Source organism: Flagellimonas flava, from assembly GCF_900129665.1.
Classification (GTDB): domain Bacteria; phylum Bacteroidota; class Bacteroidia; order Flavobacteriales; family Flavobacteriaceae; genus Flagellimonas; species Flagellimonas flava.
On record NZ_FQWL01000003.1, the window covers coordinates 100,198 to 116,089 of the forward strand.

Here is a 15,892-nt window from a genome sequence, read left to right on the forward strand (position 1 = left end):
ACTGTTCGTGATTTGATTTTGCCCGATTGGGCGATTGATAAATAAACTAGATTATTGATTCTATTGAATTCTGAAGCTTTTTCTTCACCGTAGTATCCAATTTCTTTTCCTTGAGCAATTCTTTAAATGGTTCTACCGAGGCTTTTTCCTGAAGGGCTACCATTAAATTGGCCAGGGTAATCTGAAGAATCGGTGATTCTTGATTGGGAATGGATTGCACTAAACCTTGACGCACCTCTGGCCTGTCCACGTAATTCGTCAAGGATTCTATGGCCGCCAGCCTAACATTTACATTGGAGTCATTGTTTAAGGTCTGGAGCAAGGCACGTATTACAATCTCATCAGCCTCCTCAAACTTATTGGCCTCACTTACACCCTGCAACCGTTGATTGGCTGAAGGTTGTTCCAAAAGGGTCAAGACCAATTTCTGCCGCATACTTTCCGTCTCATCATCTTGGGTGACTACTTCAATTGGCTCAGGACCTTTTTGATCATTGAGTAAATACCCAATGGCCAATCCAAGGCAAAGCACAACTAGGCCCAAAATCCATTGCGATTTTTGAACTGGCCATAGATACCTCAGGAAACCGATGTCGATTTGCTTGGCTTTTTGCCTGCCAATCTCCTCGGATAAGCTTGAAAAGAAAACTGTGTCCATTTTGGCACTTGGTTCAGGGGCGTCCATTGTCTTTACCATTTCCAGAGTGTCCTGTAATTCCTGCAATTCAATTTTGAAATTGGGATGCTCTCCAATAAACTTCTCAAAGTCCAACTTTCTTTCATCCGTCATTGCCCCTGACAGATATTCCATTGCCTGTATTTCAAATTGTTCCTTGTCCATCACATTAAACTATTTCCAATTCTAAAAATGTTCTTTTTAATTCCTTAAGTGCCCGATGTACCCTTACTTTTGCTGCACCCTCGGAACACCCTAAAATTTCACCTATTTCCCTGAATTTTAGTTCCCGGTACTTGCTCAATACCAAAACTTCTCTTTCATTTTGGGACAACTTGGCCATCGCCCTGTTCAATATTCTGGTATCCTCTTCTTTTTCTAATCCATCCGATAGACCCTCTGCTTCCATTTGCACTTCCTCAGGTGCAATTCCCGACGTAATCCTAAACTTGGATGCTTTTTGATGGTGGTCATAGTTAATATTCCGGGCCATACGGAACATCCAAGCCGTAAATGAACCCTCGCCCGTATAGGACCCCCTATATTTCATCATCCTAACAAATACATTTTGCACCAAATCCTCACTAATGGATGGATTATTTCCCAGGTTGTAAAAGAAACCGAAAAGCCGCTTCTTATGGCGCTCATATAACAACCCCAGTTTATCCAGGTCTCCAGATTTCACTTTTAGCATAAGTGCTTTGTCGGTTAGGTCGTGCAATTTGATGGTATTTTTAGGCTTGTTGAAGGATATACTGGCGATTTTACAAAAGGTTACAAAAGCTATGGTTTTTTTATTCAATTTGAGGGGAAATCATCCTATTTTTGGGCAATTCCCCATAAATAATTTTGATTATTTTTGTCCGGACTTCAACAAATCCTCAATGCAGTACAAAAGAATTTTATTAAAGCTTAGTGGTGAAGCCCTGATGGGTGAACAACAGTACGGAATCGATGCCAAACGTTTGGCGGAATACGCGGAAGATATCAAATCGGTCATCGGAAAAGGTGTTGAAGTGGCCATCGTTATAGGCGGAGGCAACATTTTTAGGGGACTCTCCGGTGCCAGCCAGGGAATGGACAGGGTTCAGGGCGACCATATGGGAATGTTGGCAACGGTAATCAATGGGTTGGCATTGCAAAGTGCTTTGGAACTACAAGGTGTGGAAACCAGGTTGCAATCGGCCATCAAGATCAATGAGGTGGCAGAGCCTTTTATCCGACGAAGGGCCATACGGCATTTGGAAAAGGGTAGAGTGGTTATTTTTGGCGGTGGTACGGGCAACCCCTATTTCACTACAGATTCAGCCGCGGTTTTGCGCGCTATAGAAATTAAGGCGGATGTAATCCTTAAAGGCACCAGAGTAGACGGAATTTATACATCTGACCCTGAAAAAGATAAAACAGCGACCAAATTTGATAAGATTTCCTTCAACGATGTGCTTTCCAAGGGGTTGAAAGTTATGGATACCACTGCTTTTACCTTAAGTCAGGAAAACGAACTCCCAATTGTAGTTTTTGACATGAACACAAGGGGTAATTTGATGCGAATTGTATCGGGGGAGAATATCGGAACCGTGGTCAACATCTAATTTTGGTACAACATTTGAAGCCAAGCGTTAAAAATTACTATTATGAACGAAGAAGTTAGTTTTATACTGGACACAACAAAAGAGAGCATGGATGGTGGTATTTCCCATTTGGAAAAAGCCCTGGTAAAAATTCGTGCCGGTAAAGCAAGTCCTGTTATGCTTTCCACCGTAATGGTGGAATATTATGGTTCTCCAACGCCGCTTTCGCAGGTTTCCAACATTAATACCCCAGATGCACGTACTATTTCAGTGCAGCCCTGGGAAAAATCCCTTCTTCAAGAAATTGAGACCGCTATCATGAATTCCAATCTGGGCTTTAACCCGATGAACAATGGCGAAATGATCATCATCAACGTGCCTCCGCTGACAGAGGAACGAAGAATCCAGTTGGTAAAACAGGCCAAGTCTGAAGCTGAAGATGCCAAGGTTAGTATTCGAAACGCCAGGCAAGATGCCAACAAAGAGCTCAAGAAATTGGAAATTTCGGAAGATTTACTGAGCAACGCCGAAGTCGATGTTCAAGAACTCACGGATACTTTTATCAAAAAAGTAGATTCCATTCTCTCCGTGAAGGAAGCTGAAATCATGAAGGTTTAATTTCCAGTATTCCCCCTTGGTTTTCCTTAGGAACACAGCTTATCATTTTCTACCTTTGCGGCCAATAAAAATGAGATGGTAGCAAAGTTCACAAAAGGATTTTGGCCCCTTGTGGCCCGTATTATTCTTCGTAACAGAATCCTGATTCTTTTGGGCGTTGCGGCCTTTACCGTCTTTTTGGCAATGCAATGGAAAAATATGCAGTTCTCCAATACGGAGGCCAATATTCTTCCAGATGACCATCCGGCCACCATACAGTATAATGCCTTTAAAAGTATTTTTGGTGAGGAAGGAAATGCTATAGTCTTGGCTATCCGGGATTCATCATTGTTTACGCCAAGTAAATTCAATCGTTGGAACAAGCTCAGCAAACAACTGGAGGCATTTCCAGAAATCGATTACGTAGTTTCCACCGATAATTTAAAGGTTTTAAAAAAGGACAACGAGCGACAGGTATTTGTCATGGAACCTTTTATTAAGGAGGAGCCAAAAACCAAGGACAAGATTGATGAGTTGACGCACCATCTGTTCGAAGAACTCCCTTTTTACGACAATCTAATTTACAACCCGGAAAGTGGCACTATCCAAACCATTATCTACTTGGATAAGGATATTATGAACACAGCGGTTCGGAACGAATTTATTCTGAACGACCTTGGCGATCTCGTTCAAAATTTTGAGGATGAGACCAATCTGGATGTGCGTGTTTCGGGGATGCCCTACATCAGAACTTGGAATACCAAGTCCATAGTTGATGAAATAGGAATATTTATCGGAGCCGCCCTGTTGGTAACCTCCATAATCTTCTTCTTTTTCTTTAGAAGTTTCCGTGCAACTTTCATTTCCATGTTTGTTGTGATCATAGGGGTAATGTGGGCCTTTGGAATTTTGGGACTGTTCCGTTATGAGATAACCATTCTCACCGCCTTGATTCCGCCATTGATAATCGTAATAGGTATCCCCAACTGCATTTTTCTCATCAACAAATATCAGCAAGAAGTAAAAAAACACGGAAATCAGGCGCTTTCCTTACAACGTGTCATTTCTAAAATTGGTAATGCCACCTTGATGACCAACATTACCACAGCTTCCGGTTTTGCCACCTTCATTATCCTAGATAGTGACTTGCTCAAAGAATTTGGTATCGTTGCATCCATCAACATTGTGGGAATTTTTATTCTATCCCTGCTGATTATCCCGATTCTCTATAGTTTCATGCCCCTTCCAAAAACCAAGCACCTAAAACATTTGAACAAAAAATGGATAGACATTTTTGTGAGTTGGATGGAACGTATGGTTAGGCACCATCGGATCGGAGTCTATATTACTTCTGTAATTGTTTTGGTATTGAGCATTATTGGGATTTATCAAATCAAAATCACCGGTAGCCGGATAGAAGACCTACCAAAAAACACCCATTACTTCAAGGACATCCGTTTCTTTGAAGAGGAGTTCGATGGGATTATGCCGATGGAAATTGTGGTGGATACCAAAAGAAAGAACGGGGCCACAAAACCTGCTACCCTAAAACGCATAGACCGCCTTGGAACCGTTATCGATGAAATCCCAGAACTATCCAAGCCCATTTCTGTTGTCAATTTGGTAAAATACTCCAAGCAGGCATTTTACAATGGCATTCCAAAATATTATCAATTACCCACATCCCAGGAAAACACTTTTATCATGGATGTGGCCAGGAAATCCTCGGGAGATAGCGATTTATTGGAAAGTTTTGTGGATAGTACTGGCCAAACGGCCAGGGTTACCACTTTTATGCGCGATGTAAAAATAGAACGCATGGAAGAAATAGAGCAGGATGTCCAAGAATCCATTTCCAAATTTTTTCCTTCCGAACGGTACAGTGTTTTTATGACGGGAAAGGCCCTCCTCTTTTTAAAAGGAACGAGGTATTTGGTAAAAAACCTGTTGCTTTCCCTCGCATTGGCCATTGGCCTTATTTCCTTGTTCATGGCCTATCTGTTCCGGTCATTCAGAATGATAATTATCTCCCTGGTCCCCAATTTATTGCCTTTAGTTATTACAGCTGGGCTGATGGGATATCTCGGTGTGCCCATAAAACCATCAACAATTCTGGTGTTTAGTATTGCCTTTGGTATTTCCGTGGATGATACAATTCACTTTTTGGCCAAATACCGACAAGAATTGGCGGCCAATCGTTGGCAGATTAAAAAATCGGTCTATGCTGCACTACGGGAAACAGGAGTTAGTATGTTCTATACCTCTATAGTGTTGTTTTTTGGTTTCTCCGTATTTATCATTTCCAGCTTTGGGGGCACCAAGGCCTTGGGAGGTTTGGTATCCGCCACCTTGTTGTTTGCCATGCTGGCAAACCTTGTTTTGTTACCATCTTTACTTCTTTCACTTGAGCGTAGTATAGCCAATAAACAGGTGCTTCGAAAACCACAGATCGACATCCTCCCAAGGGAAGAAGTCAACATCAAGGATAAATAGCGGGGTTTTCATCTTTTATTGGATGGAGCATTGCCTTCATTTTTGTCCAAAAACCTATCTTTACCGCTTAATTTATCAGAAGTTAAAATGAACTCGTATTCGGTAAAAGAACTGCTAAGCAAGCAACCTTTAGGAGATAGTGTTGAAGTGAATGGTTGGGTAAAGACCTTTAGAAGTAATCGCTTTATTGCGTTAAATGATGGGTCTACCATACACAATGTTCAATGTGTTGTCGATTTTGAGAATTTCAGTGAGGACTTGTTAAAGCAAATTACCACTGGTGCGGCACTCAAGATAACGGGGACCCTTGTGGAAAGCCAAGGTCGTGGGCAACAGGTTGAAATCCAAGCTTCCGATGTCTTTGTACATGGAACGGCCGACCCGGAGACCTACCCTATTCAGCCTAAAAAACATTCTTTGGAGTTTTTAAGGGAAAAAGCGCATCTAAGAGTTAGGACCAATACCTTCTCAGCGGTCATGCGGGTAAGGTCTGCTCTGGCATTCGCCATCCATAGTTATTTCCAGAAAAATGATTTCTACTATATGCATCCGCCTATTATAACAGGGTCGGATGCCGAAGGTGCCGGAGAAATGTTCAGGGTGACTACCATGGAACCAAAAAACATACCGGTTGATGAACAAGGAGAAGTTGATTATTCTGGGGACTTCTTTGGAAAAGAAACCAATCTTACCGTGTCTGGCCAGCTGGAAGCCGAAACTTATGCCATGGGGCTCGGCAAGGTCTATACTTTTGGGCCCACTTTTCGTGCAGAAAATTCCAACACCTCCCGTCACCTTGCGGAGTTCTGGATGATAGAGCCCGAGATGGCCTTTTACGACTTGGATGCCAATATGGATTTGGCGGAGGATTTTATCAAGTCAATTGTTACATATGTGCTGGACAACTGCCAAGACGACCTGGAGTTTTTGGAAAAGCGATTATTGGATGAAGAGAAATCCAAACCACAAAATGAACGCTCCGAAATGGCATTGATCGAAAAGCTGAAGTTTGTTGTGGAAAACAATTTTAAAAGAGTTACTTATACGGAAGCCATTGATATCCTTAGAAACAGTAAACCCAATAAGAAAAAGAAATTCCAATTCCCAATTGATGAATGGGGTGCAGACTTGCAAAGTGAACACGAACGTTTTTTGGTGGAAAAGCACTTTAAGTGCCCGGTAATTCTTTTTGATTACCCAGCAAACATCAAGGCCTTTTACATGCGCCTCAACGAAGATGGAAAAACTGTAAGGGCCATGGATGTTCTCTTTCCCGGTATTGGGGAGATTGCAGGTGGTTCCCAAAGGGAGGAGCGTTTGGAGGTACTACAACAAAAAATTAGTGACTTGGGAATTGAAGAGAAGGAGTTATGGTGGTATCTAGATCTAAGGAGATTTGGTACAGCCGTACACAGTGGTTTTGGACTCGGATTTGAGCGTATGGTTCAGTTCGCTACCGGAATGGGAAATATTCGGGACGTTATTCCTTATCCGAGGACACCGCAAAATGCGGAGTTTTAATTGTAATACTTAATTTTATAGGAAAGGAAGCAGTATAGAATCCATATGCTAAAACAACATCTCCAATTTAAGCTCTCGCAAAAGCTGTCGCCACAGCAAATTCAACTGATGAAGTTGATTCAGCTGCCCACACAGGCTTTTGAGCAACGATTGAAGCAAGAATTGGAGGAGAACCCTGCGCTGGAAAGTGGTAAAGCTGAAAGTGAAGGCGCCGATGATGGATTTGATGATGCTTATGACGACAGTGCGGATAGCGAGACCATTGCAGCGGAAGAAATCAATATAGATGACTATCTGAGCGATGACGAAATCCCCGATTATCGCACCCAAACCAGTAATTACAGTGCTGATGATGATGAAAAGAGCATTCCATATGCCTCTGGAACATCCTTCAACCAATATCTTATAAGTCAGCTGAACACTATTTACCTGGATGACCAAGAATGGGCCATTGCAGAATTTTTAGTGGGCAGTGTGGATGAAAGTGGATATATCCGTAGACCCTTATCGGACATTATGGATGATCTGGCCTTTACCCAAAACATTTATGCCGAGGAAACCGATATTGAAGCGGTACTTAAAACAGTTCAGGCCTTGGATCCGCCAGGTGTAGGTGCTCGTTCGCTTGGAGAATGCCTTATTATCCAACTAAAACGAAAGGAGAAGACCCCGTCCATTGAATTAGCTATTGCCATTTTGGAAAAATCGTTCGAACAATTTACCAAAAAGCATTACACCAAGTTGCTTCAGAAGCACCATATTTCAGAACAAGAATTGAAGGAGGCCATTTCGGAAATAGAAAAGCTCAATCCAAAACCTGGAGGGTCTTATGCAGGTAATACCCGTATCATAGAACATATTGTTCCTGATTTCTCCATCAAAATTGTAGAGGGTGAATTAGAACTCACCCTAAACGGCAGAAATGCACCTGAACTTCATGTTAGCCGTGATTACAACAATATGCTGGAAGGTTACAAAAATTCCAAGGAAAAGTCCAAAGCACAGAAAGACACCGTTCTATTTATAAAACAAAAACTGGATGCCGCCAAATGGTTCATAGATGCGATCAAACAGCGTCAACAGACTTTGTTCATTACCATGAATGCCATCATGAACTACCAACATGATTACTTTTTAAGTGGTGATGAGCGAAAGTTACGGCCAATGATATTAAAGGATATCGCGGACCAAATCAACATGGATGTTTCCACGGTATCACGCGTGGCAAACAGTAAGTACGTGGATACTCCTTATGGCACCAAGCTAATTAAAGAATACTTCTCTGAGGCCATGAAGAATGAACAGGGAGAGGACGTATCCACTAAGGAAATCAAAAAGATATTGGAAACCGTAATCGGCGAAGAAGAGAAAAAGAAGCCACTGACGGATGATAGGCTGGCCAAAATCCTCAAGGAAAGAGGGTACCCTATTGCCAGGCGGACTGTAGCCAAGTACAGGGAACAACTTGGAATCCCTGTGGCGCGGCTACGAAAGCAAATCTAATGCATCATTTTTTAAACGCTGTTTCTTACATTTTCCATCCCCTATTCATTCCTATTGGCGGCACGGTGCTGTATTTTATGGTAACTCCCTATAGCAGTCTGGAGGTTCAGAGTGGAAACATCCTACCTATTTTCATCCTTACGGTCATTATCCCCATCATATTCTTTCTTATTCTTAAAAATCTTGGTGTCATCAATTCCATTTTCCTCCCTACCCTACAAGAACGAAAATACCCGCTGTACATAAGTTGCGTTTTGTTGCTGATGATCCTTTACAAGGTAATCCCAAATAACTACGTGCATGAACTGTTTTATTTTTTCACCGGGCTATTAACCGCTACTGGGGCGGCCCTCATTCTACTTTTCCTGAAGTTTAAGGCCAGTATTCATCTATTGGGTATGGGAAGCCTTCTCATGTTTATGATTGGCCTAAGCATCCATTTTGAAATCAACATAACATTGGCCATTAGCTTGTTCACATTGTTAACAGGCGTTGTAGCTACCTCAAGGCTATACCTAAAGGCCCATAGCAGGGCGGAACTATTGATTGGTTTTTTTATTGGATTGGGATCCCAGTTGCTAATCCTGAAATACTGGTTATAGGATATAGAAAATCACTCCGATGCGAAGCACTCTGGTATCTATGGGTTCGGTGCCGTTTAGAGATGTACTATCTTCCAACAAAGGATTTAACGCATAATAGGCATTAATGTTCCATGTATTGTACCCAAAGCTCAGTGTAAGTCCATACTGTAGTTTTTGGATATCATTGTTGGAAAAGCCCTGTGCGCCATTTTCATCTGTAACCAGACGGGAACGACCCGAAAACACATAGCCGATTTTCCCTCCGGCATAAATCCTCCAAAACTTATAATCCGCAGGCGTGGACGTCCGCCAACGCACTTCCAGCGGAAATTCAATGGCATGGGTCTCCAACTTGCTTCTAGTAAAATCTTCTGTGCTTCTTACCTCGTAAGTTATCGTATTGGTCTCATTTGATGCGACTAAGTTTGTGTAGTACGAATTGACAGAGTAGCCCAGTCCCAGTCCCAGTCCGAAATCCCTGTCACTGTTTAATGGGATATCTTTAATAAATCCCATCTGAAGATTATAAGACAGATTCCGTTGCACCACGTCAGAAGGACGATCCAATAAAAAGTTGAATCCCAACCCTATATAGAATTGATCTTCCAAATATTTACTATCGACTTCGGAAATACTCTGGGCGCACATGGTGGTACCGGTGCCACCAAGAACTAAACATAATATAGCTATAGTACAACTAAGACTTCTCATCTAGATTACAAAAGTAAAACAAACCAAAGTACACATCTGGATTGTTATTAATGAAATTTGTCAGCATACCTTCACATTATTGGTATTGCTAATAATGAGCATAAAAAAACGCTCCAAAACCATGTTCTGGAGCGTTTTCCACTAAATCTAAGTTATTGCCTACTGCAAATTGTTAAAGGCATTACCCTCATAGGTCGTATAGTTGACCTTTAGAGCGTTAACTTCCCTTAATTGTTGTTTAATATCAGCAATAAGGCCCATATTGGCATCCTTATCCACCTTAAGAGCAGTAGTCAATACATTTTGTAATTCTTGTGGTTTTTTGGCGCGTTCCGCTAAAATATAGGAACCCACCTCATCGACACTGGCAAATTTATCATTCAACTGGATTTTTGGTTCTGTACCAAAAACCTTTTGATATTCTTGAGTGGGTTTACCCACATAGATATAGATCACCCTGTCTTTCTTCTCAAGCTTCTTAATCTCAGAAGCATTGGGAAGCGTATTTTCAACCAACAAAGAACTATCCTTCATAGTTGTAACTGTCATAAAGAAAAACAGTAACATAAAGACGATGTCGGGAAGCGAAGCAGTGGATACCGCTGGCAAATCCCCATCCTTCTTTTTTGCAAATTTTGCCATACTATTTTAGTTTAATTGGTTGATGTTTCCGCCTCGGACAGTTTCTGTGGAAACATGTCCTGAACGCGCTTAACTTTGTCCTTTAAATCATCCCTCACGTTAGACGGCGTTTCTGGATTTAGATATTCCGATTCCATCTCCGTAAAGTCCCTTCCGAACAATTTTTGAGCTTCTCGGTTTCTCAAATCATTATACGCTCCTACCAACTCATTCTGAACCGTTATATAAGTACTATACTTTGTTTCACGGTCGTTTTTTAAGGAAATAATTGCTTTTGAAGGATTATCAGATGAAGCAGGATCTTTTCTGCCACCGCAATAGTTGCATGATCCATCGGCCCCATTTTCCAAGAAAGCCATAGCGGCACTTCTTAAACCTTTTAAGTCCATCAATTCGTCCTCTACAAGCAACTGACCATTTTTATTGATGTTTACCGTAAAAATGTTCTTCTGTTTGATAACTACGTCCTCCTCTGGCGGTTCCATAGGTGGCAACATACGATCTAATCCCGCATCAGTCTCAATGGTTGTGGTAACCAAGAAAAAGATAAGTAACAAGAAAGCAATGTCTGCCATAGAACCGGCATTCACTTCAGGTGCTCCTTTTCTTCTAGGCATAACTTTTAGTTTTTTACTTAACGAACATTTTTTTCAAACCTGGGAAGACCATAAGCACTACAGCCACGGCGGTAAGGATAAAGAATACATTCAATCCCATCCCAATATTCTTAACTGTACTTTCCGTTGCTCCTTTATCTGCCATGGCATCAGCTACCGCCTTTGCCTCAGCTCCAGAAGAAAGTCCATAAGAAATAGCAACAACAATTGCCAATCCACCAATACCAAACAATGCCTTTTTAAGGCTGCCCGGAGTGGACAACAATTTCTTAAGCCCAAAAAACACTGTAGCAATAACAGCAATGGCCAATAACAGGTACATAATGATAAACATGAAGTTCATTGAACCACTGTTTATAGCATCAGGGTCATCACCGGAAGGCATACCAAACCAAAGTACCGTAGCCAACAGCCCTATGATGATAAGTACTATTTTAATTATTTTATTCATGACTCTCGATAGTTTTAGTTCGTAATTATTTCTTGTGCGCCGCCAACATATCTATTAGAGATATGGAGGAGTCTTCCATGTCGTTTACGATACTATCGATTTTAGCAATAATATAGTTGTAGAAAATTTGAAGGATAATCGCCGTAATAAGACCAAATACTGTGGTCAATAAAGCAACCTGAATATCACCTGCAATCAACGAGGCGCTCAAGTTACCAACAGCAGCAATTTTCTGGAATGCCGCAATCATACCGATTACCGTACCCATGAACCCAAGCATGGGCGCAATTGCGATAAAGAGAGATAACCATGAAACATTCTTTTCCAATTGACCCATCTGAACACCACCATAAGCTACAACAGCTTTTTCAGCGGATTCCAATCCTTCTCCAGCTCTATCCAAACCTTGGTAGAAAATGGAAGCAACAGGTCCTTTTGTGTTTCTGCACACTTCTTTTGCAGCTTCTACCCCACCTGAAGCCAATGCGTCCTCAACTTGCTGCTTTAGTTTGGCAGAGTTGGTACTGGCAAGGTTAAGATAAATTATTCTTTCAATGGCGACGGCCAATCCCAAGATCAAACATAATAGTACAATTCCCATGAAGGCAGGACCCCCTTGAATAAATTGTTCTTTCAGTACTTGGGTGAAACCTTTGCCCGCTTCGGCCGCAGCTTCATCTTGAAACATGGCTGCAGAAGCAGTTGTGGTTCCCATAACAAACATTCCGGCAGCAGCCAGAGTAAAGGATAATTTTTTCATTTTTCTCAAACTTAAATTTAGTTAGTTAATAATGTTAAAGATATAAAAATTTTATAATTGAAAAATTAAAATACCTAGCAGAGAGGAAGGGATTCGAACCCTCGATACACTTTTGGTGTATACACACTTTCCAGGCGTGCGCCTTCGACCACTCGGCCACCTCTCTAATTTGTATAGTTAGGCCGAGCAATAAACAAAAAAATAATTATTAAATGAAATTTGGGGCGTTAATTTTAGTCCATTTCACCCCGTATCGAAGTCTCAAAAATGGTCTTGAACAACTTTCCTGACACCCCATTGCCTAAAAGGTACATAGCCTTGGCAACAGCTGCCTCGGTTGTAATGTCCTTTCCATTAACCAATTGCAATTCCTTGAGCTTTTCGCTTGTCTCATAATGTCCCATGGAAACCGCTCCGCCAGAACACTGGGTCACATTGATGATATGGAGTCCAGCTTTAACGGCCGCTTCAACAGCGGAAAGAAACCAATCGTCCATGGGGGCATTTCCCGCCCCGTAGGTCTCCAGAATGAGGGCCTTAAGTCCCGAAATGGTCAATATGGATGTCAGTACCTGCTCGTTCAATCCAGGAAAAAGCTTTAACACAGCCACATTGTTGTCCATGTTTTTGTGTACCACCAGCGATCTGCCTCCATTCTTGGTTTTGGTTAGATACTCATGGTGAACATTTAAATGCACTCCTGATTCCACCAGAGGAGGATAGTTCAACGAAGCGAAGGCCTGAAAATGCTCGGCATTGATTTTAGTGGTCCTATTGGCCCGGTATAATTTGTACTCAAAATAAAGACCAACTTCCTGAATAAGCGGTCTACCCTTCTCACGAAGGGCTGCAATCTCTATAGAAGTAATAAGGTTTTCCTTGGCATCGGTCCGTAAATCCCCAATGGGTAATTGCGACCCTGTGAAAATCACAGGTTTTGATAAGTTCTCCAACATAAAGCTCAAAGCAGAAGCAGAGTAACTCATAGTATCACTTCCATGAAGTACCACAAAACCATCATACACATTGTAATTCTCATCGATTATCGAAGCAATTTCACCCCAATAGGTCGGGTTCATATTGGAGGAATCAATGGGTCGGTCAAAGGAAACCCCTTTGATATTGCAATCCAATTGGTTTAATTCGGGAATATTGCCAACCAATTCTTCAAAATTGAAAGCTTTTAAGGCACCAGTATCATAATCCTTTACCATGCCAATGGTTCCTCCTGTGTAAATGAGGAGAATGTTCGTTTCTTCTTTCATACCTTAAATACCAAAAACTTGTTTTGAATTGGACGTGGTGGTTTCCGCAATCTGAGCCTGAGGCAGATCATAGATCAACGAGAGTTTTTCCAGCACCTTTATAATATAGGAACTTTCATTTCTCTTACCCCGATACGGGACAGGCGCCAGATAAGGCGAATCCGTTTCCAAAACTATATGCTTCAAATCAATCTGGTTTAAAAACTGATCGATTTTTCCATTTTTAAAAGTGGCCACTCCCCCAATACCTAGCTTCATATTATAGGACAAGGCCCTATGGGCCTGTTCCAGGGTTCCTGTAAAGCAATGAAAAATCCCGTACAAACCATCTCCCTTCTCCTGCTCAAGTATCTCAAAAATCTCATTAAAAGATTCCCTACAATGAATCACTATAGGAAGTTGCAACCGCTTCGCCAATCGGATTTGATGTACGAAAGCTTCTTGTTGCTGCTTCAAATAACTCTTGTCCCAATACAAGTCAATCCCAATTTCCCCAACGGCATAAAATTTTCTGGATGATAACATTTCCTCCACATGTGCCAACTCCTCCTTATAGTTATCCTTTACATGGGTTGGATGAAGTCCCATCATCAAAAAAACATTGTCAGGGTATTCCCTTTCCAAGTCGAGCATGGCCTTGGTGTAGGTAGAATCTATGGCCGGAATAAAGAAGCGTTCCACCCCCTGTTCAATAGCATTTTGAATGATCTGGTTTCGGTCTTCATCGAAAGCCTCACTATATAAATGTGTATGGGTATCCGTAATTAGCATACCGCAAAAATAGGTTTATCTTTAAGAAAAAATGCGAATGAAATCCCTCAAAAAGTTTCTAAGGTCAAAAAGCTACGTGCGCATTCCGCTGGTGTTGACCGAAACCAATCATTTTGAGATAACTGCCAAAATCAATGGGGTTTCAGGCCGCTTTATTTTGGATACGGGAGCCTCCAACACCTGCGTGGGAATGGACAAAATTGAATTCTTTCAGATGGTCTCTGAAGTATCGGACATTAAAGCAGCAGGAGCCGGAGCTACCGAAATGGAAACCCTTATATCTTCCAAAAACAAAATTGAAATTGGTGATTGGTCCAAGAAAAAACACAAAATCGTTTTATTCGACCTAATCCATGTAAATCAAGCCTTGACGTCGCACAATTCACTACCCGTTGATGGGATTATCGGAGCGGATATCCTAAAGAAGGGAAAAGCGGTAATCGATTACAATAAAAAAAACCTTTACTTAAAAAAGTAAAGGCCTTTTACAATTTAAAAATTGTATTGCCTAAAGCTCTAAAGCCTTTTTCACATTATTGTCCATCAACAATTCTTCAGGACTTTCCAATGCCTCCTTCACGGCTACCAAGAATCCCACGGATTCCTTACCGTCAATAATTCTGTGATCATAGGAAAGCGCCACATACATTATTGGGGCAATAACCACCTGACCATCCTTAGCGATGGGTCGTTCCACAATGTTGTGCATGCCTAAGATTGCACTTTGAGGCGGATTGATGATTGGCGTGGACAACATAGAACCAAAGACCCCTCCATTGGTAATGGTAAAGGTTCCACCTGTCATTTCATCAACTGTAATCTCACCTTCCCTTGCGCGAATGGCCAATCTTTTCACCTCAGATTCCACCCCTCGGAACGTTAAATTCTCTGCATTTCTTATAACGGGCACCATGAGTCCCTTAGGTCCGGAAACCGCGATACTGATATCGCAAAAATCGAAAGACAGCATTTCCTTGCCATCGATCATAGAGTTTACAGCGGGATACATTTCCAATGCCCGTACCACAGCTTTAGTGAAAAAGGACATAAATCCTAAGCTTACACCATGCTTCTCTTTAAAAGTTTCCTTGTATTCCTTACGAAGCGCAAAAATAGGCGACATGTCCACCTCGTTAAAGGTGGTCAACATTGCCGTTTCGTTTTTTGCAGCAACCAAACGTTCAGCAACCTTTCTACGCAACATGGAAAGTTTTGAGCGGGATTCACCACGACTGCCGCCAGTTGGTGTTCCCATGGACGGAACTGCTTTTACAGCATCTTCCTTGGTAATTCTACCGTCTCTTCCTGTTCCTGTTACCGCAGCGGCCTCAACTCCTTTTTCATCAAGGATTTTCTTGGCTGCTGGTGATGGTGTTCCAGAAGCGTATGTTTCTTTTTTAGTCTCGGTCGGTTTGGGAGCTTCGGCCTTAGCCGGTTCTTCCTTGGTTTCCTTTGTCTCAGCAGCAGGGGCAGCATCACCTTCGGGCTTTGCGGCACTGGTATCGATCAAACAAACCACTTCCCCTACGGCCACGGCATCGCCTTCCTCTGCCTTCAATGTAATCACTCCGCTTTCTTCCGCTGGCAACTCCAAAGTAGCTTTATCGGAATCGACCTCTGCGATAGCCTGATCTTTTTCCACATAATCCCCATCTTGCACCAACCATTCTGCTATTTCTACCTCGGTAATGGATTCCCCCGGTGAGGGAACTTTCATTTCTAAAACCATC

At 41.9% G+C, this 15,892-nt stretch carries 17 protein-coding genes and 1 tRNA gene; 7 read left to right on the forward strand and 11 right to left on the reverse strand.

The window, feature by feature from the left end:
* Positions 1-46: 46 nt before the first annotated feature.
* Complete coding sequence (locus tag BUC10_RS10040; protein ID WP_073179107.1) at positions 47-841, reverse strand: HEAT repeat domain-containing protein; 795 nt, start codon at positions 839-841, stop codon at positions 47-49.
* A 4-nt stretch (positions 842-845) separates the two neighbouring features.
* Positions 846-1,397, reverse strand: coding sequence for an RNA polymerase sigma factor (locus BUC10_RS10045; RefSeq protein ID WP_116465771.1), 552 nt, complete (start codon positions 1,395-1,397; stop codon positions 846-848).
* 163 nt (positions 1,398-1,560) lie between these two features.
* Between BUC10_RS10045 and pyrH the strand changes: the two genes are divergently transcribed.
* The 6 genes from pyrH to BUC10_RS10075 all read left to right on the forward strand — a co-directional run bounded on the left by pyrH (position 1,561) and on the right by BUC10_RS10075 (position 8,963).
* A complete protein-coding gene (pyrH, locus tag BUC10_RS10050) occupies positions 1,561-2,268 on the forward strand; it encodes a UMP kinase (RefSeq protein WP_073180068.1) in 708 nt (235 codons plus the stop codon).
* Between the two features lie 42 nt (positions 2,269-2,310).
* On the forward strand, positions 2,311-2,865 hold the full coding sequence (frr, locus tag BUC10_RS10055; RefSeq protein WP_073179111.1) for a ribosome recycling factor: 555 nt from the start codon (positions 2,311-2,313) through the stop codon (positions 2,863-2,865).
* Between the two features lie 75 nt (positions 2,866-2,940).
* Positions 2,941-5,337: an efflux RND transporter permease subunit gene (locus BUC10_RS10060; protein WP_073179113.1), complete on the forward strand. Its 2,397-nt coding sequence runs from the start codon at positions 2,941-2,943 to the stop codon at positions 5,335-5,337.
* 87 nt (positions 5,338-5,424) lie between these two features.
* Positions 5,425-6,858 carry an asparagine--tRNA ligase gene (asnS, locus tag BUC10_RS10065; RefSeq protein ID WP_073179115.1) on the forward strand — a complete coding sequence of 478 codons (1,434 nt, stop codon included), beginning with the start codon at positions 5,425-5,427 and terminating at the stop codon, positions 6,856-6,858.
* Positions 6,859-6,903: 45 nt separating this feature from the next.
* Positions 6,904-8,361: an RNA polymerase factor sigma-54 gene (rpoN, locus tag BUC10_RS10070; protein WP_073179117.1), complete on the forward strand. Its 1,458-nt coding sequence runs from the start codon at positions 6,904-6,906 to the stop codon at positions 8,359-8,361.
* Positions 8,361-8,963: a hypothetical protein gene (locus BUC10_RS10075; RefSeq protein ID WP_073179120.1), complete on the forward strand. Its 603-nt coding sequence runs from the start codon at positions 8,361-8,363 to the stop codon at positions 8,961-8,963. The genes rpoN and BUC10_RS10075 overlap by 1 nt, the downstream gene beginning before the upstream one ends.
* On the opposite strand, the gene BUC10_RS10080 is transcribed toward BUC10_RS10075, so the two are convergent.
* From BUC10_RS10080 to BUC10_RS10115, 8 genes are all read right to left on the reverse strand, one after another.
* Positions 8,958-9,656, reverse strand: coding sequence for a porin family protein (locus BUC10_RS10080; protein WP_073179122.1), 699 nt, complete (start codon positions 9,654-9,656; stop codon positions 8,958-8,960). The genes BUC10_RS10075 and BUC10_RS10080 overlap by 6 nt on opposite strands.
* A 159-nt stretch (positions 9,657-9,815) precedes the next feature.
* On the reverse strand, positions 9,816-10,298 hold the full coding sequence (locus tag BUC10_RS10085) for an ExbD/TolR family protein (protein ID WP_073179124.1): 483 nt from the start codon (positions 10,296-10,298) through the stop codon (positions 9,816-9,818).
* Positions 10,299-10,309: 11 nt separating this feature from the next.
* Positions 10,310-10,915, reverse strand: a complete 606-nt coding sequence (locus BUC10_RS10090) for an ExbD/TolR family protein (RefSeq protein WP_073179126.1) — start codon at positions 10,913-10,915, stop codon at positions 10,310-10,312.
* 13 nt (positions 10,916-10,928) lie between these two features.
* On the reverse strand, positions 10,929-11,366 hold the full coding sequence (locus tag BUC10_RS10095) for a hypothetical protein (RefSeq protein ID WP_073179128.1): 438 nt from the start codon (positions 11,364-11,366) through the stop codon (positions 10,929-10,931).
* A 25-nt stretch (positions 11,367-11,391) separates the two neighbouring features.
* Complete coding sequence (locus BUC10_RS10100; protein ID WP_073179132.1) at positions 11,392-12,126, reverse strand: MotA/TolQ/ExbB proton channel family protein; 735 nt, start codon at positions 12,124-12,126, stop codon at positions 11,392-11,394.
* A gap of 78 nt (positions 12,127-12,204) precedes the next feature.
* Positions 12,205-12,292: transfer RNA gene (locus tag BUC10_RS10105), tRNA-Ser, on the reverse strand.
* A 67-nt stretch (positions 12,293-12,359) separates the two neighbouring features.
* A complete protein-coding gene (locus BUC10_RS10110) occupies positions 12,360-13,391 on the reverse strand; it encodes an asparaginase (RefSeq protein ID WP_073179135.1) in 1,032 nt (343 codons plus the stop codon).
* A 3-nt stretch (positions 13,392-13,394) separates the two neighbouring features.
* Entirely contained in the window at positions 13,395-14,162 is a 768-nt protein-coding gene (locus BUC10_RS10115) for a TatD family hydrolase (protein ID WP_073179137.1), read from the reverse strand.
* Positions 14,163-14,199: 37 nt separating this feature from the next.
* Here BUC10_RS10115 and BUC10_RS10120 point away from each other — a divergent pair, with 37 nt between their 5' ends.
* The gene (locus BUC10_RS10120) at positions 14,200-14,640 is read left to right on the forward strand and encodes a retropepsin-like aspartic protease family protein (RefSeq protein WP_073179140.1); all 441 of its coding nucleotides are present in this window, start codon (positions 14,200-14,202) and stop codon (positions 14,638-14,640) included.
* Between the two features lie 30 nt (positions 14,641-14,670).
* On the opposite strand, the gene odhB is transcribed toward BUC10_RS10120, so the two are convergent.
* Positions 14,671-15,891, reverse strand: a complete 1,221-nt coding sequence (gene odhB / locus BUC10_RS10125) for a 2-oxoglutarate dehydrogenase complex dihydrolipoyllysine-residue succinyltransferase (protein WP_073179142.1) — start codon at positions 15,889-15,891, stop codon at positions 14,671-14,673.
* Position 15,892: the final 1 nt, after the last annotated feature.

What these genes read in the sequence shown, in the direction of transcription:
- BUC10_RS10075 (WP_073179120.1), top strand. Translation starts at nt 8,361, where the DNA reads ATGCATCATTTTTTAAACGCTGTTTCTTACATTTTCCATCCCCTATTC.
- BUC10_RS10110 (WP_073179135.1), bottom strand. Translation starts at nt 13,391, where the DNA reads ATGAAAGAAGAAACGAACATTCTCCTCATTTACACAGGAGGAACCATT.
- BUC10_RS10095 (WP_073179128.1), bottom strand. Translation starts at nt 11,366, where the DNA reads ATGAATAAAATAATTAAAATAGTACTTATCATCATAGGGCTGTTGGCT.
- BUC10_RS10060 (WP_073179113.1), top strand. Translation starts at nt 2,941, where the DNA reads ATGGTAGCAAAGTTCACAAAAGGATTTTGGCCCCTTGTGGCCCGTATT.
- BUC10_RS10090 (WP_073179126.1), bottom strand. Translation starts at nt 10,915, where the DNA reads ATGCCTAGAAGAAAAGGAGCACCTGAAGTGAATGCCGGTTCTATGGCA.
- BUC10_RS10080 (WP_073179122.1), bottom strand. Translation starts at nt 9,656, where the DNA reads ATGAGAAGTCTTAGTTGTACTATAGCTATATTATGTTTAGTTCTTGGT.
- pyrH (WP_073180068.1), top strand. Translation starts at nt 1,561, where the DNA reads ATGCAGTACAAAAGAATTTTATTAAAGCTTAGTGGTGAAGCCCTGATG.
- BUC10_RS10120 (WP_073179140.1), top strand. Translation starts at nt 14,200, where the DNA reads ATGAAATCCCTCAAAAAGTTTCTAAGGTCAAAAAGCTACGTGCGCATT.
- BUC10_RS10115 (WP_073179137.1), bottom strand. Translation starts at nt 14,162, where the DNA reads ATGCTAATTACGGATACCCATACACATTTATATAGTGAGGCTTTCGAT.
- asnS (WP_073179115.1), top strand. Translation starts at nt 5,425, where the DNA reads ATGAACTCGTATTCGGTAAAAGAACTGCTAAGCAAGCAACCTTTAGGA.
- BUC10_RS10085 (WP_073179124.1), bottom strand. Translation starts at nt 10,298, where the DNA reads ATGGCAAAATTTGCAAAAAAGAAGGATGGGGATTTGCCAGCGGTATCC.
- BUC10_RS10100 (WP_073179132.1), bottom strand. Translation starts at nt 12,126, where the DNA reads ATGAAAAAATTATCCTTTACTCTGGCTGCTGCCGGAATGTTTGTTATG.
- odhB (WP_073179142.1), bottom strand. Translation starts at nt 15,891, where the DNA reads ATGGTTTTAGAAATGAAAGTTCCCTCACCGGGGGAATCCATTACCGAG.
- frr (WP_073179111.1), top strand. Translation starts at nt 2,311, where the DNA reads ATGAACGAAGAAGTTAGTTTTATACTGGACACAACAAAAGAGAGCATG.
- rpoN (WP_073179117.1), top strand. Translation starts at nt 6,904, where the DNA reads ATGCTAAAACAACATCTCCAATTTAAGCTCTCGCAAAAGCTGTCGCCA.
- BUC10_RS10040 (WP_073179107.1), bottom strand. Translation starts at nt 841, where the DNA reads ATGGACAAGGAACAATTTGAAATACAGGCAATGGAATATCTGTCAGGG.